Annotated in this window: 20 protein-coding genes; 8 read left to right on the forward strand and 12 right to left on the reverse strand. The window is 65.7% G+C overall.

Going from position 1 to position 20,786, the window contains the following annotated elements:
• Positions 1 to 5: 5 nt before the first annotated feature.
• The 3 genes from KTQ37_RS11520 to KTQ37_RS11530 form a co-directional block, all read right to left on the reverse strand.
• Positions 6 to 605 carry an HNH endonuclease gene (locus KTQ37_RS11520; RefSeq protein ID WP_375546109.1) on the reverse strand — a complete coding sequence of 200 codons (600 nt, stop codon included), beginning with the start codon at positions 603 to 605 and terminating at the stop codon, positions 6 to 8.
• Between the two features lie 211 nt (positions 606 to 816).
• Complete coding sequence (locus KTQ37_RS11525; protein WP_218630669.1) at positions 817 to 1,479, reverse strand: alpha/beta hydrolase; 663 nt, start codon at positions 1,477 to 1,479, stop codon at positions 817 to 819.
• A complete protein-coding gene (locus tag KTQ37_RS11530; protein ID WP_218630670.1) occupies positions 1,476 to 2,108 on the reverse strand; it encodes a DNA-3-methyladenine glycosylase family protein in 633 nt (210 codons plus the stop codon). The genes KTQ37_RS11525 and KTQ37_RS11530 overlap by 4 nt, the downstream gene beginning before the upstream one ends.
• 65 nt (positions 2,109 to 2,173) lie before the next feature.
• On the opposite strand from KTQ37_RS11530, the gene KTQ37_RS11535 reads away from it, so the two are divergent.
• Positions 2,174 to 3,406 (forward strand): MFS transporter, encoded by a 1,233-nt coding sequence (locus KTQ37_RS11535; protein WP_218630671.1) that lies wholly within the window; start codon positions 2,174 to 2,176, stop codon positions 3,404 to 3,406.
• Between the two features lie 2 nt (positions 3,407 to 3,408).
• Here the strand turns inward: KTQ37_RS11535 and pgi are convergent, their stop codons facing one another.
• The 7 genes from pgi to KTQ37_RS11570 all read right to left on the reverse strand — a co-directional run bounded on the left by pgi (position 3,409) and on the right by KTQ37_RS11570 (position 10,198).
• A complete protein-coding gene (gene pgi / locus KTQ37_RS11540; RefSeq protein WP_218630672.1) occupies positions 3,409 to 5,016 on the reverse strand; it encodes a glucose-6-phosphate isomerase in 1,608 nt (535 codons plus the stop codon).
• Between the two features lies 1 nt (position 5,017).
• Entirely contained in the window at positions 5,018 to 5,689 is a 672-nt protein-coding gene (gene pgl / locus KTQ37_RS11545) for a 6-phosphogluconolactonase (RefSeq protein WP_218630673.1), read from the reverse strand.
• Positions 5,686 to 7,161 (reverse strand): glucose-6-phosphate dehydrogenase, encoded by a 1,476-nt coding sequence (gene zwf, locus KTQ37_RS11550; protein WP_218630674.1) that lies wholly within the window; start codon positions 7,159 to 7,161, stop codon positions 5,686 to 5,688. The genes pgl and zwf overlap by 4 nt, the downstream gene beginning before the upstream one ends.
• 109 nt (positions 7,162 to 7,270) lie before the next feature.
• Entirely contained in the window at positions 7,271 to 7,768 is a 498-nt protein-coding gene (locus tag KTQ37_RS11555; RefSeq protein ID WP_218630675.1) for a DUF2478 domain-containing protein, read from the reverse strand.
• A gap of 2 nt (positions 7,769 to 7,770) precedes the next feature.
• Positions 7,771 to 8,310, reverse strand: coding sequence for an RSP_2648 family PIN domain-containing protein (locus KTQ37_RS11560; protein ID WP_218630676.1), 540 nt, complete (start codon positions 8,308 to 8,310; stop codon positions 7,771 to 7,773).
• Positions 8,310 to 9,515, reverse strand: coding sequence for an RSP_2647 family RNA methyltransferase (locus KTQ37_RS11565; protein ID WP_218630677.1), 1,206 nt, complete (start codon positions 9,513 to 9,515; stop codon positions 8,310 to 8,312). The genes KTQ37_RS11560 and KTQ37_RS11565 overlap by 1 nt, the downstream gene beginning before the upstream one ends.
• A 71-nt stretch (positions 9,516 to 9,586) precedes the next feature.
• Entirely contained in the window at positions 9,587 to 10,198 is a 612-nt protein-coding gene (locus KTQ37_RS11570; protein WP_218630678.1) for a DUF6778 family protein, read from the reverse strand.
• Positions 10,199 to 10,415: 217 nt separating this feature from the next.
• Here KTQ37_RS11570 and edd point away from each other — a divergent pair, with 217 nt between their 5' ends.
• Both edd and eda read left to right on the forward strand, forming a co-directional pair.
• Positions 10,416 to 12,236 (forward strand): phosphogluconate dehydratase, encoded by a 1,821-nt coding sequence (gene edd / locus KTQ37_RS11575; RefSeq protein ID WP_218630679.1) that lies wholly within the window; start codon positions 10,416 to 10,418, stop codon positions 12,234 to 12,236.
• Between the two features lie 24 nt (positions 12,237 to 12,260).
• Positions 12,261 to 12,902: a bifunctional 4-hydroxy-2-oxoglutarate aldolase/2-dehydro-3-deoxy-phosphogluconate aldolase gene (gene eda / locus KTQ37_RS11580; RefSeq protein WP_218630680.1), complete on the forward strand. Its 642-nt coding sequence runs from the start codon at positions 12,261 to 12,263 to the stop codon at positions 12,900 to 12,902.
• On the opposite strand, the gene KTQ37_RS11585 is transcribed toward eda, so the two are convergent.
• Both KTQ37_RS11585 and KTQ37_RS11590 read right to left on the reverse strand, forming a co-directional pair.
• On the reverse strand, positions 12,899 to 13,168 hold the full coding sequence (locus KTQ37_RS11585; protein ID WP_218630681.1) for a hypothetical protein: 270 nt from the start codon (positions 13,166 to 13,168) through the stop codon (positions 12,899 to 12,901). The genes eda and KTQ37_RS11585 overlap by 4 nt on opposite strands.
• A 19-nt stretch (positions 13,169 to 13,187) precedes the next feature.
• A complete protein-coding gene (locus KTQ37_RS11590; RefSeq protein ID WP_218630682.1) occupies positions 13,188 to 15,959 on the reverse strand; it encodes a [protein-PII] uridylyltransferase family protein in 2,772 nt (923 codons plus the stop codon).
• Between the two features lie 93 nt (positions 15,960 to 16,052).
• Between KTQ37_RS11590 and KTQ37_RS11595 the strand changes: the two genes are divergently transcribed.
• The 5 genes from KTQ37_RS11595 to KTQ37_RS11615 all read left to right on the forward strand — a co-directional run bounded on the left by KTQ37_RS11595 (position 16,053) and on the right by KTQ37_RS11615 (position 20,716).
• Positions 16,053 to 16,520: a YbaK/EbsC family protein gene (locus tag KTQ37_RS11595; RefSeq protein WP_218630683.1), complete on the forward strand. Its 468-nt coding sequence runs from the start codon at positions 16,053 to 16,055 to the stop codon at positions 16,518 to 16,520.
• Between the two features lie 111 nt (positions 16,521 to 16,631).
• Positions 16,632 to 17,084, forward strand: coding sequence for a DUF2852 domain-containing protein (locus tag KTQ37_RS11600; protein ID WP_218630684.1), 453 nt, complete (start codon positions 16,632 to 16,634; stop codon positions 17,082 to 17,084).
• A 154-nt stretch (positions 17,085 to 17,238) separates the two neighbouring features.
• A complete protein-coding gene (locus tag KTQ37_RS11605; RefSeq protein ID WP_218630685.1) occupies positions 17,239 to 18,066 on the forward strand; it encodes an arginyltransferase in 828 nt (275 codons plus the stop codon).
• Between the two features lie 217 nt (positions 18,067 to 18,283).
• Entirely contained in the window at positions 18,284 to 19,378 is a 1,095-nt protein-coding gene (locus KTQ37_RS11610; protein WP_218630686.1) for a TRAP transporter substrate-binding protein, read from the forward strand.
• A gap of 234 nt (positions 19,379 to 19,612) precedes the next feature.
• Positions 19,613 to 20,716, forward strand: a complete 1,104-nt coding sequence (locus KTQ37_RS11615) for a TRAP transporter substrate-binding protein (protein ID WP_218630687.1) — start codon at positions 19,613 to 19,615, stop codon at positions 20,714 to 20,716.
• Positions 20,717 to 20,786: the final 70 nt, after the last annotated feature.

Here is a 20,786-nt window from a genome sequence, read left to right on the forward strand (position 1 = left end):
AGGTCTCAGGCTTCCAGTTCGGCGTCCCAGTAAAGGAAATCCATCCAGCTTTCGTGCAGATGCCCCGGCGGGAAGCGGCGGCCGACCGCGTGCATTTCCTCGGCGGTCGGCTGGCGTGCGGGCTTGCGCAAATGCAGCCCCGAGTCCTTCAAGGGTTTGTTTGCCTTGCGCAGATTGCACGGCGCGCAGGCAGCCACGACGTTTTCCCAGCTGGTGATTCCCCCGCGCGAGCGCGGCACCACGTGGTCGAAAGTCAGATCCCCTTTCGAGCCGCAATACTGGCAGCAGAATTCATCCCTCAGAAAAAGATTGAAGCGCGTGAATGCCACGCGCTTCTGAGGACGAACGAATTCCTTGAGGACGACGACCGAGGGGATGCGTATCGCCTCTCTCTGCGATCGGACCACCTCGTCATACTCCGCGAGGATGATCACCCTGTCGAGGCACACCGCCTTGATCGCCTCCTGCCAGGGCCAAAGCGATAGCGGGTAATACGAAAGTGGCCTGAAATCCGCGTTCAGCACCAGCGCCGGATAGTGCCGGAGCGCGGATGGCTCTCGCACGAATTGCGTTCGAAACTCGGTCCTGTCGCCGTGGTCCAGCATGCGTGACTCCGTCCTCGCCCTGTCGCCCGTCGGGTAGCTGGGGCGGAGATCGCCCCTGCCTATAAAATAACTATATATGGCGTTTCGCATCTGGCAAGCCTCGCCATATGCGATCTTTCTGCCGTGCAGCATGGCTAGCACGTGGATATGACGCGGGGGTGACACCGCGCGACGCGGATGATCTGGGCGGTCTCAGCCTTGGCGCAGGAACTCAGCCCGGCAGTTTCTGCTTGAGGAACGCAAGCGCCACCGACAGCCCGTCTGGCGCGATGCCGTGACCGGTGCCCTCCATCACATGCGCATAGGTTTCGAAACCCGCCGAGACCAGCGCATCGCCCGCCAGCCCCATGTCCGCGAAGGGGACGACCGGATCGGCATCGCCGTGGATCAACAGGACCGGCGGCTTCGAGATCGCCTCTTGTGCCAATGCATCCGGGCGCAGCAGCCGGCCCGAAAAGGCCACCACCGCCGCGACCGGCGCGGACCTGCGCGGGGTGACGTCAAGCGCCATCATCGTGCCTTGCGAAAAGCCGATAATCGCCAATTCTGAAGGCGTTAGGCCTTCATCTTCAAGCAGCCCGTCAAGAAAGGCATTCAGGTCGCGCGCTGCCGCTTGCATACCCTGCGCCGCGGCTTCCTCGCTTGAGCCGTCAAGCCAGGGGATCGGGAACCACTGCCGCCCGAACGGATTGCCCGAGCACGGCTCGGGTGCGTCGGGGGCCAGAAACAGCGTGTCGGACAGATGCGGCGCCAGCGGATCAGCCAGCCCAAGAAGGTCGGCCCCATCGGCCCCGTAGCCATGCAAGAAGACCACCGCCGACTTCACCCGCCCCGATTTCGGCGCCTTGCGCCCGACCTTGAGTTCCCGCGTCATGGCGCCACCCCTTCCCTCTGTTTCGCCCAAGCGTAATAGGCCCAAAGCCCACGCGCCGCAACGGCCCTCCAGGGCGCCCATGCCGCAGACAGCGCGTTGAATTCCTTGCGCTTCGGGCGCTCTGGCAGATCAAAGAGCATCCGCGCCCCCTCGGCCAGCGCCAGATCGTCCACCGCGAACACATCGGCCCGCCCGAGCGCAAAGATCAGATACATCTCGACCGTCCAGCGCCCGATCCCCGGCAGCGGCAGGAGCGTCGCCACCACCTCCTCATCCGGCAAATGGCGCAGCGCGTCAAAATCGATCCCGGCCGAGGCAAGCGCCTGAACATAGCGCACTTTCTGGCGCGACAATCCGCATCCGCGCAGATCATCCTCACTCGCGCAAGCAATCGCGTCGGGCGCACCCAGACCCGCTGTCAGCAGCTTGTTGCGGATCGAGTTTGCCGCCGCGACCGAAACCTGCTGCCCCAAAATCGCGTCGCGCAGCGCCTCGAACCCGTCCTCGCGACGCCGTAGCGGCCACGGGCCGGTCAGATCAAGCGCATGGGCGAATCGCGGTTCGGCGCGCGCCAGCCAGGCCGCGCCCTCCGCAATATCCGCGTCGCATGTGATGATACGTCCCACCATGGCGCGAGCCTGCCCCATCGCGGGCACTCTTGCCAGCCCCTTCGCGCCCCGTTAGGGCTTTGTCCATGAATGCTTCGACCGACCTCATCGACGCACCCGCTCCGGGTAAATGGCGCAACGTGATCGTGCTTGTGCTCGCGCAGGCATTGCTTGGCGCGCAGATGTCGATGATCTTCACCGTGGGCGGGCTTGCGGGCCAGTCGCTGGCGCCCAACCCCTGCTGGTCCACCCTGCCGCTGTCGCTGATCGTGCTTGGCTCGGTACTGTCGGCGCAGCCGATGTCCGAGTTCATGTCGGCCTACGGACGCCGCTCCGGCTTCATTCTGGCCACCGTCGCCGGGGGTATTGGCGCTGCCATCGCCGCGTACGCGCTCTATATCGGGTCGTTTTCGCTCTTCATGGCGGGGTCTTTCCTGACGGGCATCTACATGTCTGCACAGGGGTTCTATCGCTTCGCCGCAACCGACGGCGCAAGCCCCGAGTTCCAGCCCAAGGCCATTTCCTATGTCATGGCGGGCGGGCTTGCGGCAGCGATCATCGGCCCGCAGATGGTCAAGGCGACCGCGCAAGCGATGGCCGTGCCCTTCATGGCGACCTATATCGCCATCGTCGGCATCAACCTGCTCGGGCCGCTGCTGTTTGCCTTCCTGCGCATCCCGGCACCGGGCCGTCGGGCCAAGGGCGCCGCTCACCCCGGCCGCACCCGGCGCGAGTTGCTGCGCGACCCGGTCATCGCCGTCGCGATGATCTGCGGGATGGTGTCCTACGCACTGATGAACCTTGTGATGACCTCGACGCCGCTTGCTGTCGTGGGTTGCGGGTTCGAGGCCGGGGATGCCGCCGATATCGTCTCGGCGCATGTGCTCGCGATGTATGTGCCCTCGTTCTTCACCGGCGCACTCATTGCCCGCTTCGGGCGCGAGGTGATCGTCGGCGTCGGCCTGCTGATCCTCGCGGCTTCGGGTGCGGTGGCGATGACAGGCGTCGAGCTTGATAACTTCTTCATCGCCCTCGTCTTGTTGGGCGTGGGTTGGAACTTTGGCTTCATCGGCTCAACCGCGATGCTGGCCAGCGCGCATTCGCCCGAAGAGCGCGGCCATATCCAGGGCATCAACGATTTCGTGGTTTTCGGCGGTGTGTTCGTGGCGTCGCTCAGCTCGGGCAGCCTGATGAACTGCGCCGAGGCGGGCGATCCGCAGGCAGGCTGGCAAGCGGTGAACCTTGCCATGCTGCCCTTCCTGACCCTCGCGGGCGGCGCCCTGATCTGGCTGATGATGCGCCCGAAGGAAACGCGCTGAGATCAGCCCCGCAGTGCGCGCACCCGTGCGGCTAGTGCGAGCGTCGAGCCATCCTTACCCGCGCCATCCGAGGTGCCCTCAAGCACCGGGGCAAGCGCAAGCGCCAGCTCCTTGCCGAGCTCCACGCCCCATTGGTCAAAGCTGTTGATCCCGAGGATCACACCCTCAACGAACACGCGGTGCTCGTAGAGTGCGACAATCCCGCCGAAAACCTCGGGCGTCAGCTTGGGATAAAGAAGCGTGGTCGAGGGGCGCGAGCCGGGGAAGACCCGGTGGCGCGCCTGACGCTCCAACTCGGCGCCGGTTAGCCCCTTCTTACGCATGATCTCGGTCGCCTCGGCCAGGCTGCGGCCACGCATCAGCGCCTCGGATTGGGCAAGACAATTGGCGGCAAGCAGCAGGTGCTGATGCGCCAGATCAGGCTCATGCCCCTCAGCCGCCAGCATGAATTCGCAGGGAATGACCCGCGTGCCCTGGTGGATGAGCTGATAGAAAGCGTGTTGCCCGTTGGTGCCGGGTTCGCCCCAAACCACCGGCCCCGAGTGATAGGGCAAGTCCGCACCATCCATGCTGACGCGCTTGCCATTCGATTCCATCTCAAGCTGTTGCAGATAGGCAGGCAGGCGCGAGAGCCGCTGGTCGTAGGGCAGAACCGCGCGGGTCGCATAGCCGCAGAACTGGTTATGCCAGATCCCGACCAGCGCCAGCAGAACCGGTAGGTTCTGTGCAAGCGGGGCCGTGCGGAAATGCGCATCCATCGCCGCCGCGCCACGCAGCATCGCGTCGAACTGCTCGGGGCCGATGGCCAGCATCAGTGACAGCCCGATCGGCCCCCACATCGAGTAGCGCCCGCCGACCCAATCCTCGAACCCGAAGACCCGCGCGGGGTGGATGCCGAAAGCGGCGGTCTTGTCGCTCGCGGTGCTGAGCGCCGCGAATTGCGCCGCCGGGTCTTTAACGGTCTGCGCCATCCAGCGCCGCGCCGTCTCGGCATTGGTCATCGTTTCGATCGTCGTGAAGGTCTTCGAGGCCACGATGACCAGCGTCGTTTCCGGGTTCAGCCCCCTGAGCGTGTCGTGGATATGCGCGCCATCGACGTTCGAGACAAAGTGGCAGCGCGGCCCATTGTGATAGGGCCCCAGCGCCAGCACCGCCATCGCAGGCCCCAGGTCCGAGCCGCCAATCCCGATATTCACCACATCGGTGATCGCGCCGCCCTGCCCGGTAAAGCGCCCTTCGCGCACGTCACGGGCAAAGCCAACCATGCGCGCATGGGTCTTGCGCACTTTGGGCATGACGTCCTCGCCATCGACGCAGACCGGGTGGCTGAGATTGCGCAGCGCGGTATGCAGCACCGCGCGCCCCTCGGTTTCATTGATCTTGGCACCGGTGAACATCGCCTCGCGTTTCGCGACCAGATCGGCGTCTTCAGCCAGGCGGACCAGCAGATCCAGCGCCGCCGCGTCGATATTCGTCTTGGAGTAATCGAACACGAACGGGCCGGATTCACAGGTGAACTCGGCCGCGCGATTTCCATTTTCGAACAATTCCGCGATACGGCGCGTTTTCACGGCCTCGGCATGGGTCAGCAGCTCGGTCCAGATTGTCATGTTACTCAGCCCAGTGAACGGTAGCGTTTTTGAGGACACAGCGCACGGGGGCCTCTTCCTCGGGAAGGATGGCTGCGCGCTCGATCGCGGCGCGCTTCTCGGCGCCGGTGATCAGAATGTGGATATGCATCGCGTCGCGCAGAACCGGAGCGGTCAGGGTAATGCGCGGCTCGCCCGCAGCTTCGGCGCGCAGCGCCATGACCGCAGGGGCGGTATCGGAAAGCGCCTCGGCCAGTCGGTCGGCGCCGGGGAAGAGACTCGCGGTATGCATATCCGCCCCCATCCCCAGAAGCAAAACCGTGATCGGCAGCGCCGGGGCGATCCCCTCGGCGAGTTCCGCAAGCTTGTCTTCGGGCTGCGGCGCGGGCGCATAAAGCGGCACGAGCTGCGCGGCGGCAGCCCGCCCGGTCAGCAGGCGTTCGCGCAGCAGCCGGGTGTTCGAGCGCGGGCTGCTTTCATCGACCCACCGCTCGTCATTGAGCAGCACCGAGACACGCCCCCAATCCAGATCCAGCCCCGAGAGGATGTCGAAGACCGGCCCCGGCGTCGTCCCACCCGGAACCGACAGGGTGGCACGGCCGTGCACCTCCAGCGCGCGCCGCAACTCAGCCGCGATCTGGTCGGCCAGATCGAGCATGAGCAGGTCGCGGTCGGGGTAGGCCTTGAAGTTCATTCGCGGATCTCCCGCCAGCGGCGCCCGTCGCGGTGCATCAGCATCAGCGCATCCTCGGGCCCCGACGATCCCGCATCGTAACCCTGCGGACGGTCACCGCGCGCCGTCCACCCCTCGATGATCGGATCGGTCCAGGCCCAGGCGGCCTCGACCTCGTCGCCGCGCATGAACAGCGTCTGGTTGCCGCGGATCACATCCATGATCAGCCGCTCATAGGCGTCGGGGATATCCGCCCCGTCCTCGCCCAACGCCTCGGCGAAGGACATATCGAGCGGCACCTGAACCAGACGCATCCCGCCCGGCCCCGGCTCCTTGATCATCATCTTGAGGTTCATGCCCTCGTTCGGCTGAAGGCGGATCACCAAGACATTCTCGCGCCAGGTTTCGTCCGCCTCGTCGAAGATCGAATGCGGCGGCTCCTTGAAGGTGATCGCGATCTCCGAGGTGCGCGCCCGCAGCCGCTTGCCGGTGCGCAGGTAGAAAGGCGTGCCCTTCCAGCGCCAGTTCGCCACATGCACCCGCAGCGCGATATAGCTTTCAGTGCGGCTATCGGGGTTCTCGGCATCCTCCAGATACCCCGGCTGATGTCCCTTCCCATCGTCGGAACGGTGCGCAAGGTATTGCCCGCGCACGATATCCGCCGCAGAGACCGGCTGCAGCGCGCGGATGACCTTGAGCTTTTCATCCCGCACCGCGTCCGGGTCAAAGTGATAGGGCGGCTCCATCGCGATCAGGCACAGAAGCTGCATGAGGTGGTTTTGCACCATGTCCCGCATCGCGCCGGACTTGTCGTAATACGAGCCCCGCCCGCCAACGCCGACCGTCTCGGCAACGGTGATCTGGACGTGATCGACGAATTGCGCGTTCCAGAGCGGCTCGAACAGGATATTGGCAAAGCGCACCGCCATCAGGTTCTGCACCGTCTCTTTGCCCAGATAGTGGTCGATACGGTAGATCTGCGTTTCGTCGAAATGCTCGGCCAGCGTGGTGTTGAGCACCTTTGCCGATGCCAGATCTCGACCGAAGGGTTTTTCGACGACGATACGCGCTTGGGAGGTGGCGATGCCGAAGGCGTGCAGCCGCTCAGCCAGCGGCCCAAACAGTGCTGGCGCGACCGAGAAGTAGAAGGCATTGATCAGATGGGGACGGACGAGCGCCTTGAGCTCATTCCAGCCGCCCTCTCCCATCGCGTCGATCGGGACATATTCAAGGATACTCAGAAATGCCTCGATCTGGGCCGCGTCGCGCTTGCCCGCGCCCACATGCTCATCGATCGCCGCGCGCGCATGGGCGCGAAACGCGGCTGTGTCCATCTCGGTGCGCGCCGCGCCGATGATGCGTGCACCCTCGGGGATCTGACCGGAAAAGAACCGCCGATAGAGGCCGGGCAGGATCTTGCGGTTGGCCAGATCGCCGGTGGCGCCGAAGACCACCAGATCGAAAGGGTCCACCGGAATGACACGCGAAACCATTGGGCTCTCCATTGCAGGAACTGTTAGCGCTAACGCGCGCCTTCTAGCCGCTTAAGATCCAGAAGTCTAGTCCGCGATCCGCCTTGGGCCAAGTTCTTGCCCGGTGCGATCAAGAGGATACTTTGACGAAATCTGCAAGCTGCTGAATTTCTGGCCGAAGTTCTTCCGCCAACCCGTCGGAAAACGCCTCGAACTCGGCGCGGGTTTCGGGCGGCACGGAAATCAGCACGCGCATGCCGCGGGCCAAACCAAGGCCGATCAGGTCACGGCAGCCGCGCCCGGCGGCCTCTTGCTTGCCGAATTTGTTCAGGATCAGCGCGGCACTCGCCGGGGCCGCCTCGATCGCGCGGGCCGTCGCGGCCACAGCCTCTTCCAACGCGCCTGCATCAAGCGTGCAAGCATCCGCACCCGACCCGAGCTCTTGCGAGATGGCCCGAACCTCCTCGGCCGGCAGCAGGCGCAGGTGCATCTCGCAGGGGCGGGCGGCAGGCGTCTCGGCGCGCACCATGGCCACCAGCGGCGCCCCTTCGGCGCGAAGCCGTTCGGCCAGTTCGGCCAGCAACCGATCCGCCCCGCCCTTCTCCGTAACCGAGATGAAGCCCAGCATGTTCAACCCAACGCCTTCCCCAGACGCGGCAGCTTCGCGCGTTTGAGCAGCGGCCGCAACGGCTGCGGCACGCCCGAAAGACGCTCGGCCTCGGCGCGCACGGCCTCGACCACGGTTTCGATCCCCTCGGGGCGCTCGGACCACAGTTCCCACAGGAGGCCGTCGGGGTCTCGGCGCGTCAGGCCCTCGGCGGCCAGCACATTGCGCGGGAAATCCACCGCGTTGAAGGTGCAGATCGCATCGGCGTGGCCCGAGATCGCCGCCGCGAGCACATGGATGTCATTCTCATCGGGTAGATGCAGGCGCGCCTCAACGCCGGGGCGCGGTGCCACGCAGGCCTTGGGAAACTCGACGCGCAGCAGTGCGATCTCCCCGCGCGCGATGGCCTCATCGGCAGGGCCAAAGCGCGCCGCGGCGCGGGCCCATTCCTCTAGGATGCGATCCGACCAGAGCGGCGTGTAATACCCCGCCCGAGCCACGCCGATCAGGATCTCGCGCAGGACGGTCGGGAACAGCACACAGGCGTCGAGCAGAACCTTCATCAATCGAGCCGGAAGAACAGCGACTTGAGATAACCCGATTCGGCCAATTGCGGCAGCATCGGGTGATCGGGGCCCGCGTAACCCGTTTGGATCAGCTGCGAGCGCCGCCCGGCCTTGCCGATCCCGCGTGCCGAGGCTGCGCGGAACTGCACCAGATCGGCAGCATGTGAGCAGGAGCACAGCACCAGATAGCCCCCCGGCGCGACCAGCTGCGCAGCAAGCCGCGCGACACGCTCATAGGCGCGCAACCCGGCCTGTAGCGCTGGTTTCGCGGGTGCGAAGGCGGGCGGATCGCAGATCACCACATCGAAGCTCTCGCCCTCGGCCGCGAGGGCCTCAAGCGCGGCAAAGGCGTCGCCCTGACGGGTCGAAAAACGCGCGCCGCCGCCCATGGCCTCGGCCCCCTGACGCGCCAGATCCAGCGCCGCCGCCGAGGCATCGACGGACAGCGCCGATTGCGCCCCACCGGCAAGGCAGGCCAGCGCGAAACCGCCGACATGGCTGAACACATCAAGCACCCGCGCGCCCTTTGCCAGCCGCGCCGCGAAAGCGTGGTTCGGGCGCTGGTCGAAGAACAGCCCCGTCTTCTGCCCGCCGATCACATCGGCCATGTAGATCGCGCCATTCATCGGCACCGGGATCGGGCCGGACACCTCGCCGCTCAGCACAAGCGTTTCTTCGGGCAAGCCTTCGAGGCCCCGTGCGCGGCCCGAGCCGTTCTTGATGATCGTTGTCACACCCGCCACCTCGGTCAGCGCCGATGCAAGCTCGTCGATCATGGCCTCGGCCCAGGCGGCATTGGGCTGAACCACCGCGACATCGCCGAAGCGGTCGACGATCACGCCGGGCAGACCGTCGGCCTCGGCATGGATCAGCCGGTAGAAGGGCGCGTCGAACAGCCGCTCGCGCATCGCCTGCGCATGGGTCAGACGGGCAATCAGCCAGTCGCGATCAATCTCTGCCTCGGGGTTGCGGTCAAGAACCCGCGCAATGATCTTCGAGTTCGGATTGACCGTCACCGTCGCCAGCGGGCGCCGCTCGGCATCTTCCAGCGTCGCAATGGTGCCGGGCGCCATGGACTGCGTGCGCCGGTCGGTCACCAGCTCATCGCCATAAACCCAAGGGAAGCCGTGACGGATCGCGCGCGCCTCGGCCTTGGGGCGCAAACGGACAACGGGGCGCGGGCGGGCGGTGGTTTCGGTCATCGGTTGGCTCCGGCTAGAGGGGCGTTCCCGCCTCCTCTACCCGGTTCGCGGTCCCGCGAAAAGCCCGAGCCCTACGCGCCGGGTCGCAGCGGGCGACTCAGATGGCGCTCGATCGCTTGCACGATCAGTCGGGTGACCATGACCTTCTGGGTCAGGCCGCGGGCCTCATTGTCGGCGGCCTGCTGACCCCAGGCCGCAGGTTCAACGATATTGACACGCTCCACTGGGCGCACCTCGGCGCCGCTGGCCGCGTCGCGCAGAGCGATGTCGAACGAGATGCTGTAATTACCGCCGTAGCCGTAGCGGGCCTTCTCGGTCAGAGCATGGAAGCCGCGCACCTCGATTTCCATGACAACCGGTGCGCCCGCCGTCATCCGGTCGGAAAGCTCGGTGGCTGCTTCCTGAAAGATCGCGGCGACCTGGTCGTAGCGATCACCCGGCGGATCGCCACGCCAGACGATATCGGCCCAGGGGTAGATCTGGTTTTCTTCGGACACGGACAGCGCGCGCGGCACGCTCACCTCTGCGCCGCGGATGTCGTAGGCAGGCTGCGTTTCGGCGCCCTTGTCGACGCGGATCTGGTTCTCGGCTGCCGGCAGATGCACGAAACCAAAGGGGGCGTCCGAACATGCGGATATCAGCACAAGCATGGCGCCGAATGCTAAACTCTTGATACCTTTCATCGAACAGTCCCTTTGAATTTCGGCGTTCTGTTAACATTCCCTTGCGCGGCTGGCCAAAAAGAATATTCAAATTCGTGCAATTTGCCGCAGCGGTGACGCATTCGGCACGCTCTTGCCGCCGGTTATCGGGTTTGAGAGTTGCATTGTTAGCGCTAACTGTGTAGAGAGCCGACAAAACGCGCCGAGACCGGCGACCAGCAAGGACTCATCTACAGCCATGACCAAGCGCCCCGCACCGCTCAATGACACCCTCGCCCGTGTGACCGATCGCATTCGGGAGCGTTCGGCGGGGCAGCGCGGCGACTACCTTGCGCGCATCCGCGAGGCTGCAAGCGCGGGTCCCGTGCGGGCGCATCTGAGTTGCGGCAACCAGGCTCACGCCTATGCGGCGATGGAGCGCGACAAGCCCGCGCTCGCCGAGGGGCGCGCGGCCAATATCGGGATCGTGACGGCTTACAATGACATGCTCTCGGCGCATCAGCCCTATGAAAGCTACCCGCGCCTGATCAAGGACAGCCTGCGCAAGCTTGGCGTGACCGCGCAGGTCGCGGGCGGCGTTCCGGCCATGTGCGATGGTGTCACGCAGGGCCAGCCGGGGATGGAGCTGAGCCTCTTCTCGCGCGATGTGATCGCGCTGGCAGCGGGGATTTCGCTGAGCCACAACACTTTCGACGCGGCCCTCTATCTGGGTGTGTGCGACAAGATCGTGCCGGGGCTGATCATGGCTGCCGCCACGTTCGGACACATCCCTGCGATCTTCGTGCCCGCCGGGCCGATGACCTCAGGCCTGCCGAATGATGAAAAGGCCAAGGTGCGTCAGCAATTCGCCACCGGCGAGGTCGGGCGCGACAAGTTGATGGAGGCCGAGATGGCCTCTTATCACGGGCCGGGCACCTGCACCTTCTACGGCACGGCGAACACGAACCAGATGCTGATGGAATTCATGGGCCTGCACCTGCCGGGGGCAAGCTTCGTGAACCCCAACATGCCGCTGCGCGAGGCGCTGACGGTTCAGGCCGCTCGCCGCGCTGCCGAAATCACCGCGCTTGGCAATGACTACCGCCCGGCGGGCGAGATCCTTGATGAGCGCGCCTTCGTGAACGGCCTTGTCGGGCTGATGGCGACAGGCGGATCGACCAACCTCGTGCTGCACCTGCCCGCCATGGCGCGCGCCGCCGGGATCGTGCTGGATCTTGCCGATTTCGACGACATCTCGGCCGTGGTGCCGCTGATGGCCAAGGTTTATCCGAACGGTCTGGCCGATGTGAACCACTTCCACGCGGCAGGCGGGCTGCAGTTCCTGATCCGCGAGCTACTTGGCGCGGGGCTGCTGCATGGCGATGCCAAGACCGTCGCGGGCGACGGGCTTGAGGCCTATACCCGCGAGCCCAAGCTGATTGATGGCAAGATCGACTGGGCCGAGGGCCCGAGCGAGACGCTCAATGACAAGATCCTGCGCCCCGCAGCCACCCCGTTCCAGCCTCAGGGCGGCCTGCGCCAGCTTTCGGGCAACCTCGGGCGCGGGGTCATCAAGATCTCGGCGGTGGCCCCCGAACACCACCTGATCGAAGCCCCGGTGCGCATCTTCCACGACCAGGATGACGTTCGCGCCGCCTTCAAGCGCGACGAATTCACCTCGGATACCGTCGTCGTCGTGCGCTTCCAAGGCCCGCAGGCGAACGGCATGCCCGAGTTACACTCCCTCACCCCGACGCTGTCGGTCTTGCAGGCGCGCGGGCTCAAGGTTGCGCTAGTGACCGACGGGCGCATGTCGGGTGCCTCTGGCAAGGTCCCGGCCGCCATTCACGTCAGCCCCGAGGCGGCCTGCGGCGGCCCGCTGGCCAAGCTGCGCGACGGTGATCTCGTGCGCCTCGACGCGGAAAATGGCGTGCTGACCTGCCTTGCCGCCGATTTCGACAGCCGCACCCCGGTCACCGCCGATCTGTCGCACAATGCCCACGGCATTGGGCGCGAACTCTTTGCCGCCTTCCGTCGCAACGTCGGCCCCGCCACCGATGGCGCCGCCGTAATCGTCTGATCTCAAACCCACGAGAGGGACACCATGACCCCCGCCGAACAATCCGCCGCCGCCCGCAAGATCTGCGCCCTCGCCCCGATCGTTCCGGTGATCGTGGTCAAGGAACTGGGCCATGCCGCCCCCCTCGCCCGCGCGCTGGTGGCCGGCGGGCTGCCCGCGCTTGAGGTTACTCTGCGCACGCCCTGCGCGCTTGATGCGATCCGCGCCATGTCCGAGGTCGAGGGCGGCGTGGTCGGCGCGGGAACCCTGATCACCCCGGCCGACGTCAAGGCCGCCAAGGCCGCAGGCGCGAAGTTCGGCGTCTCGCCCGGCGCGACCGAGCGCCTCGTGAAAGCCTGTGAGGATGAGGGCCTGCCGCTGCTGCCCGGCGCCGTCACCGCCTCCGAGGTGATGCGCGCGATGGAGTGGGGCTTTGACATGCTCAAGTTCTTCCCCGCCGCCACCTCGGGCGGCGCGCCCGCGATCAAGGCACTTGGCGGGCCTCTGCCGCAGGTCAGCTTCTGCCCGACGGGCGGCATCAGCCTGCAAAACGCCAATGATTACCTGAGCCTGCCGAACGTTCTTTGCGCGGGCGGATCGTGGGTTGCGCCGAACGACAAGGTCGAAAGCGGCGATTGGGCCGGGATCGAGGCGCTTGCCCGCGAAGCCGCCGCCCTGCCGCGCTAGGCGCCAAAGCGCGCGGCACGCCCGCCGCGCCGCCCCGCGCCACCCGGCGGGCGCGTCAGCCCCTCGGTCAGAACCTTGCTCATCGGGTGTTCGGCATCGGCGCCATAGGCCGCCAGAACCGTCCGCATGGCGTCGAACGGCTCCAGCCCAGGCGCAAGGCTCAGCGCCCAATCCATGAAGATCGAACGGCATTCGGACAGGGTGATCCCCTCGATCCGGTAGCTTTCACGGATCAGCCCTTTCGGGTCCGCAAGGTTCAAATCCATGACTTTCCTCGCCATTCTTTCACCCTAGCGCCGCCTCGACGATGACAGCTACCTCTGAGGTGGTGCGTTCGAGCCGTTCGGCAAGGGCCTCAAGACTATCGACGCCGACCTCGCGCAGCAGGAACGACTGCCCGCCCTCGCCGATGGCCTCCATGTCGAGCGGCTTGTCGGTCAGCAACCGCCCGCCCGCCTGAAGCCGCCACAGGAAGCGATAGGCCGAGGCCAGACGCTCGCCCTCCTCCTTGCTGCACAGACCAAGACGCGGGCCGATGCGCAACTGCGGCTCAACCCGGCGCGCGGGTTCGCCGCCGCGCAGCGCAAAGCTTTGCGCCAGCAGTTCGATGTCCTGTAACCGGCCCGGACCGATCTTGGCCTCCCAGGCGCCATCGGGGGCCTTGGCGGCGAAGATGCGCGCGCGCATCTCGGCCAGGTCGGGCATCACCTTCGGATCGCCGCCCTTCGCGGCCAGAACGGCCACGCGCACCGCCTCGACATCGGCCGCAAGCCCCGGATCGCCCGCCACCGGGCGCGCTCGGGTCAGCGCCAGATGCTCCCAAGTCCAGGCCTCATCCATCTGATACGACCGGAAGCTTTCTATCGAGGTTGCGACCGGCCCCTGCCGACCCGAAGGGCGCAGACGCATATCCACCTCGTAAAGCCGCCCCTCGGGCATCTGCGCGGTCAGCGCGGTGATCAGCGCCTGCGTCAGGCGCGCGTAATAGGGGCGCGTCGCCAAGGGCTTGCGCCCTTCCGACATCTCGACCCCCTCGGGGTCGTAGATCACGATCAGATCGAGATCCGAGGAAGCGTTCAGCCGCTCCGCCCCAAGCGACCCCATCCCCAGAACCACGGCTCCGCGTCCGGGCGGCGGGCCATGCTTGGCGGCGAACTCGGCCAGAACCTCGGGCCAGAGCGCGGCCACGGCGGCACCGGCAATATCGGCATATTGCCTGGCCGCCTCGGCCGCATCGACCAGACCGCGCAGGTGATGAACACCGACGCGGAACTTGAACTCCTTGGCCCAACGCCGTGCGGTATCAAGCTTCTTCTCATAGTCCTGCGCCGCAGAAAGGGCCTCGCGCAGATCTTGCAGCACCCCGTCGGGGCCGGGCCATGGTTCGAAGAACGAGCCCCCCAGCACCGCGTCCAGCACGCCCGCGTTGCGCGACAGATGGGCGGCAAGCGCCGGGGCCGTGGTGCAGATATCGACGATCAGTTCGATCAGCTGCGGGTTGGCGTCGAACAGCGAGAACAGCTGAACGCCCGCCGGCAAGCCCCGCAGGAAGCCGTCGAACTGACGCAGCGCCTCGTCGGAGTTCGCGGCGCGCTGAAGGCGGCGCAGCAATTCCGGTTCGACCCGACGGAAGATCCCCCGCGCGCGCTCTGAGCGCAGGCAGGCATATCCGCGCCAGCCCTCGACGATCGCGGCGGCGGCAGGCGACAACTCGGGCCGCGTGGCGGTCTCGCCGGGGGCGAAGAAGGCACCCGTCAGCTCCTCGACGCGCTGCAAGCGGTCAATGAGCCGCGCCGACCATTTGGCGGCATCGCCCTCGCCCATCATCGCGGCAATCCGCGCCAACCCCTCTGGGTTGTTGGGCAGAAGCTGGGTTTGTGCATCGTTGACCATCTGGATGCGGTGCTCGATGTCGCGATGCTCGCGGTAATGCGCGATCAGTTCCTCGGCGACGGCCGAGGGCACCCAATCCTTCGCGGCCAAGCGGCGCAACCCGCCCACGGTGGTGCGGTCGCGCAGTTCCGGGTCTCGCCCGCCCGCGATCAACTGCCGGGTCTGGGTGAAGAACTCGATCTCGCGGATACCCCCCTGACCCAACTTCATATTGTGGCCGGGCAAGGTGATCGGCCCGTGCAGGCCCTTATGCTCGCGGATGCGCAGGCGCATGTCATGCGCATCTTGGATGGCCGCGAAATCGAGATGCTTGCGCCAGACGAAGGGGGTGAGCGACTGCAAGAACCGCTCTCCCGCACCAATATCGCCCGCACAGGCGCGCGCCTTGATATAGGCTGCACGCTCCCATGTCCGACCCTCGGCTTCGTAATACAGCTCGGCCGAAGCCATCGAGATGCAGACGGGCGTCACGCTCGCATCGGGGCGCAGACGCAGATCGGTGCGGAAGACATAGCCCTCGCCGGTGATATCCGAGAGCATCGCCGCCATCTTGCGGGTGACGCGGATGAAAGCAGCGCGGGCTTCCATCACATCCGACGGGTCATAGCGGGTCTGATCGAAGAGGCAGATCAGGTCGATATCCGAGGAGTAATTCAGCTCCCCCGCGCCCATCTTGCCCATGGCCAACGCCACCATCCCCGCCCCGGTCTCGGCATCCTGCGGCTCGGCGCCGGGGATCTTGTTGCGGCGAATCTCGTCGGCGACCAGCCGGGTGATCGCCAGGTTCACCGCATGATCGGCCAGATCGGTCAGCGCGCCGGTCACCTGCTCAAGCGTCCAGACCCCGCCCAGATCGGCAAGGCCGGTCAAAAGGGCTATGCGCCGCTTGGCCCGGCGCAACTCATCCGCCAGGGCATCCAGCGGCACCTCGCCGATTCGGGCCAGCTCGGCCGCCAGTGCGGCCTCGGGTGTCTCGGCCAGCGCAGCGCGCAACCAGGTCGCCTCACGCGTCAGAAGTCCCGCAAGGAAGGGCGAGCAGCCCGCCGTGCCGGCGACCAAGGCGCGCATTTCGGGCGGAAGGTCGGTGAATTGCCCCGCCACATCGGCGCCACGCTCGGGCTCGAAGGGGACGGGACAGCGGGTCAGACGCGATACGAAATTCATGCCCGCCAGACTACTGCGCGGCTCAGGTTGGTCAATGGGCTTCCCTCAGCCCTGTGCGCACCCTAAAGCTTGAGCGCGAGGGGGGGCACAGCAATGAGAAAATCGTTGAAACGGGTTCAGAGCGCCCTGCTGGAAACGGGCGCAACCTTCGAGATTCTCGAGGTGGGACAGGCGCGCACCGCACAGGAGGCCGCCGACGCGGCAGGCTGCGCGGTAGATCAGATCGTCAAGTCGATCATCTTCCGCGGCGAGGCAAGCGGCCATGTCGCGCTGTTCCTCACGGCCGGCGGCAACCGGGTCTGCGCTGACAAGGCCAGTTCGGTGGCGCACCAGCCCCTTGGCAAGGCCGATGCCGCGCTCATCCGCGCCGAGACCGGTTTTGCCATCGGGGGCGTCGCCCCTGTGGGGCATCTGAGCCCGGTGGCCAGCTATTACGACCCGCGCCTGCTGGAGTTCGAGCGGGTCTGGGCCGCCGCGGGCACACCCCGGCATATCTTCGCGGTCGACCCGCGCGAACTGCTGCGCATTACCGGCGCCAAGCTTGCCGATTTCGTCGAATAGCCCGCCGCGCGATAAAATGTAAAAAAGATTTACATGACCTCTTGAACAGGGGCCGGGGCTGCCCATTTCATGTAATGTGAAAGCAATTCACATGCCAACCCGGAGGTTCTCATGTCCGCCTACGCCTATTCCCCCGCTCCCGCCCGACCCGGCTGGTTTGCACGTACGCTGAACTGGCTCGACGAACGCGGCCCGATTTCCTGGATCGCGGTCATGGTCGGCTCGTTCATCTTCGCTGGCCCGCTCGGCCTTGTTGTGCTCGGGTTCATCCTGATCACCGGCCGCTTCGGCAAGGGCTGCCGCCGCACCCACGCCCGCCGCGCCTGCGGCTTCGACATCCACGCCAGCCGTGTCACCGGCAACAGCGCCTTCGACGCCTACAAGGCGGAAACGCTGGCCCGGCTTGAGCGCGAGCAGGATGAATTCGAGGCCTTCCTTGGCCGCCTGCGCGAGGCCCGCGACAAGGCAGAGTTCGACCAGTACATGGACGAGCGCGCCCATGCCGCTGCCGAGCAGCCCGAAACCGAGCCCACGGAGCAGCCCAAGGCGCCCGGCGCCTACTAAGCCCTGAACGGCGGCATATTGCCGCCGCACCTCCCCCCTCCCCCGACCCGGCTTGAAAAAGCCGGGTTTCGGCACAGTTCGGCCCAGAGGAAATGCTTGGCGCACAACGCCGAACTTGCTAGCCTTCCCTCGTATTAACGCCGAACGCCAACACATGCGCCATTCACTTCCGCTTGCACCGCAGTTCTATGTAACGGCGCCGCAACCGTGCCCCTATCTCGACGGGCGCTCGGAACGGAAGCTGTTTACCGCGCTGCAAGGCGAAGGCGCAGAGAAGCTGAACAATGCGCTGTCGCGCCAGGGCTTCCGGCGTTCGCAGAACGTGCTGTATCGGCCGTCCTGCTCGGATTGCATGGCGTGCCTGTCGGCGCGCATCCGCGTGGCGGATTTCTCGCCCAGCCGGACACAGCGCCGGGTGCTCAAGCGCAACTCTGACCTCAAGCGCACCGCGACCAGCCCCTGGGCCACCGAGGAACAGTTCGCGCTGTTCCGCCGCTACCTCGATGATCGCCACGCCGATGGCGGCATGGCCGACATGGATATTTTCGAGTTTGCCGCGATGATCGAGGAAACCCCGATCAAGTCGCGCGTCATCGAGTATCGCGAAACCGCGGCCACGCCCGATACCGCTCATTCGCTGGTCGCCGTCTGCCTGACCGACGTGCTCGATGACGGGCTGAGCATGGTCTACAGCTTCTATGATCCCGACCGGATCGACGACAGCCTGGGCACCTACCTGATCCTCGACCATGTCGAGATCGCACGGCGTGCGGGCCTGCCCTATGTCTACCTGGGCTACTGGGTGCCGGGGTCGCGCAAGATGGGCTACAAGGCGAATTTCAGCGGGCTGGAGATCTTCAAGAACGGAGCCTGGCAGGATCTGGGCGACCCCGAGGACCACACGGGTGAGACCCATCCGCTTTCGGTCGACCCCATCGCCGAGCAGGTGGCCCGCATCGCGCTACCCGACACGCGCAGCTGATGCTTAGCTAATGCGCAACCGCCGCCAGATGCGGCAGTTGAACGCAGAGTGGCGCGAATTGGCGAGAAACAGCCGAAATCGGATCACTTTTCTTACCAAAATTGCACATTTTGGCCAGCCCCACTCTGGACACGCCGGGCTTCGCCTGCCACTTTCCACGCGACCGCCGCGGGCTCCCGGGGTGTGTCTTTATCCGATCATTATACGGGAGGACCCCATGGATCGTCGTTCATTCCTGACCAAAGCCGCTGTTGGCGGCGCTGCTGCCAGCCTCGCCGCGCCCGCCATCGCGCAATCGGCGCCGAAAGTGACCTGGCGCCTGACCTCGTCCTTCCCGAAGTCGCTCGACACCATCTACGGCGCGGCCGACGTGCTGGCCAAGCGCATCAGCGAGGCGACCGACGGCAACTTCCAGATCCAGGTCTTCGCGGGCGGCGAGATCGTTCCCGGCCTGCAGGCGGCTGACGCTGCCGCTGCCGGCACGGTCGAGGCCTGCCACACCGTCGGCTATTACTACTGGGGCAAGGACCCGGCCTGGGCCGTTGCGGCCGCCGTGCCGTTCTCGCTCTCGGCGCGCGGGATCAACGCCTGGCACTACCATGGCGGCGGTATCGACCTCTACAACGAGTTCCTCGCCAAGCAGGGCCTCGTCGCCTTCCCGGGCGGCAACACCGGCGTGCAGATGGGCGGCTGGTTCCGCAAGGAGATCAACACCGTCGAAGACCTCAAGGGCCTCAAGATGCGTGTCGGCGGCTTCGCGGGCAAGGTGATGGAGAAACTCGGCCTGGTGCCGCAGCAGATCGCCGGCGGCGACATCTACCCGGCGCTGGAAAAAGGCACCATCGACGCGACCGAGTGGGTCGGCCCCTACGATGACGAGAAGCTCGGCTTCTACAAGGTCGCACCCTACTACTACTACCCCGGCTGGTGGGAAGGTGGCCCGACGGTCCACTTCATGTTCAACAAGGCCGCCTACGAGGCGCTGCCGGCGGGCTACCAGTCGCTGCTGCGCACCGCCTGCCAGTCGGTCGATGCGAACATGCTGCAGATGTATGACTACCTGAACCCGAAGGCGCTCAAGTCGCTCGTGGCCAATGGCGCGCAGCTGCGTCCGTTCTCGCCCGAGATCCTTCAGGCCTGCTTCACCGCCGCCAACGAGGTCTATGCCGAGTTGGAAGCCTCGAACGCAGACTTCGCCAAGCTGTGGCAGTCGATCAAGACCTTCCGCGCCGAAAACTACCTCTGGACCCAGGTTGCCGAGTACAACTACGACACCTTCATGATGATCCAGCAGCGCAACGGCGCGCTCTGATCGCCGCCAATTCGGGCAACTGCCGCAACTTACGGCAAGATCCCGCTCAAACCGGCCAGCCCCGGCGCGTTTCTCCGCGCCGGGGCTTTTTCATGCGCGATTTGACGCAGGATTTCGTAGCGTGAGGGCTAGACAGGCCTTTTCGGTAAAGTAAAGTGACCACCGGAGCCGCCTACGGGGAGGAACCGCACAAAGCGGGCCGATAGTCGGACATACAACACGGGAGGAATCTATATGGATCGTCGTTCTTTCATCCGCAAAGGTGCGCTTGGCGGCGCGGCCGCAGCGGCCGCCTCGGTTGCCAGCCCGGCACTGGCCGAGGACCTGCCCGAGATCACCTGGCGGTTGACCTCGTCGTTCCCGAAATCGCTGGATACGATTTACGGTGCGGCCGAAACCATGGCGAGCTACGTCAGCGCCATGACCGGCGGCAAGTTCAAGATTCAGGTCTTCGCCGCGGGCGAGATCGTCCCCGGCCTGCAGGCGGCTGACGCCGTGGCCAACGGCACGGTCGAGGCCTGCCACACCGCTTCGTATTACTACTGGGGCAAGGATGCGACCTACGCGCTCGGCACCGCGGTGCCCTTCGGCCTCAACGCGCGCCAGCAGAACGGCTGGTATTACTATGGCGGCGGCAACGACCTGCTGAACGAGTTCTACAACACTCAGGGCCTGCACGGTCTTCCCTGCGGCAACACCGGTGCCCAGATGGGCGGTTGGTTCCGCAAGGAGATCAACACCGTCGAGGACCTCAAGGGCGTGAAAATGCGCATCGGCGGCTTCGGCGGCAAGGTCATGGAGAAGCTCGGCGTCGTGCCGCAGCAGATCGCCGGCGGCGACATCTATCCGTCGCTGGAGAAAGGCACCATCGACGCGACCGAATGGGTCGGCCCCTATGACGATGAGAAGCTCGGCTTCTACAAGGTTGCGCCCTACTACTACTACCCCGGCTGGTGGGAAGGCGGCGCGACGCTGCATGCCTTCTTCAACAAGGACAAGTTCGCCGCCCTGCCCGAGGCCTACCAGGTCGCGTTGGCGGCCGCCTGCCAGGCCGCCAACTCGGACATGCTCGCAGCCTACGACTACAAGAACCCCGGCGCGCTCAAGACGCTGATGGCCAACGGCGCACAGCTGCGTCCTTTTAGCCCCGAAGTTCTGCAGGCCTGCTACAACGCTTCCCAGGAAGTCTATGCCGAGATCACGGCATCGAACGCGGCCTTCAAGAAGATCTACGAAAGCCAGCTGGCCTATAAGCGCGACGCCTATGTCTGGGCGCAGCTGTCCGAATACAACTTCGACACCTTCATGATGATCCAGCAGCGCAGCGGCACGCTCTGAGCCCTACCTGCTCGACACGAAGAAAGCCCCGGGAACCCCCGGGGCTTTTTTCTTGGCGTCACATCTTCTG

Origin of the sequence: Sedimentimonas flavescens, from assembly GCF_019264375.1 — a bacterium.
Lineage (GTDB): Bacteria > Pseudomonadota > Alphaproteobacteria > Rhodobacterales > Rhodobacteraceae > Rhodobacter > Rhodobacter flavescens.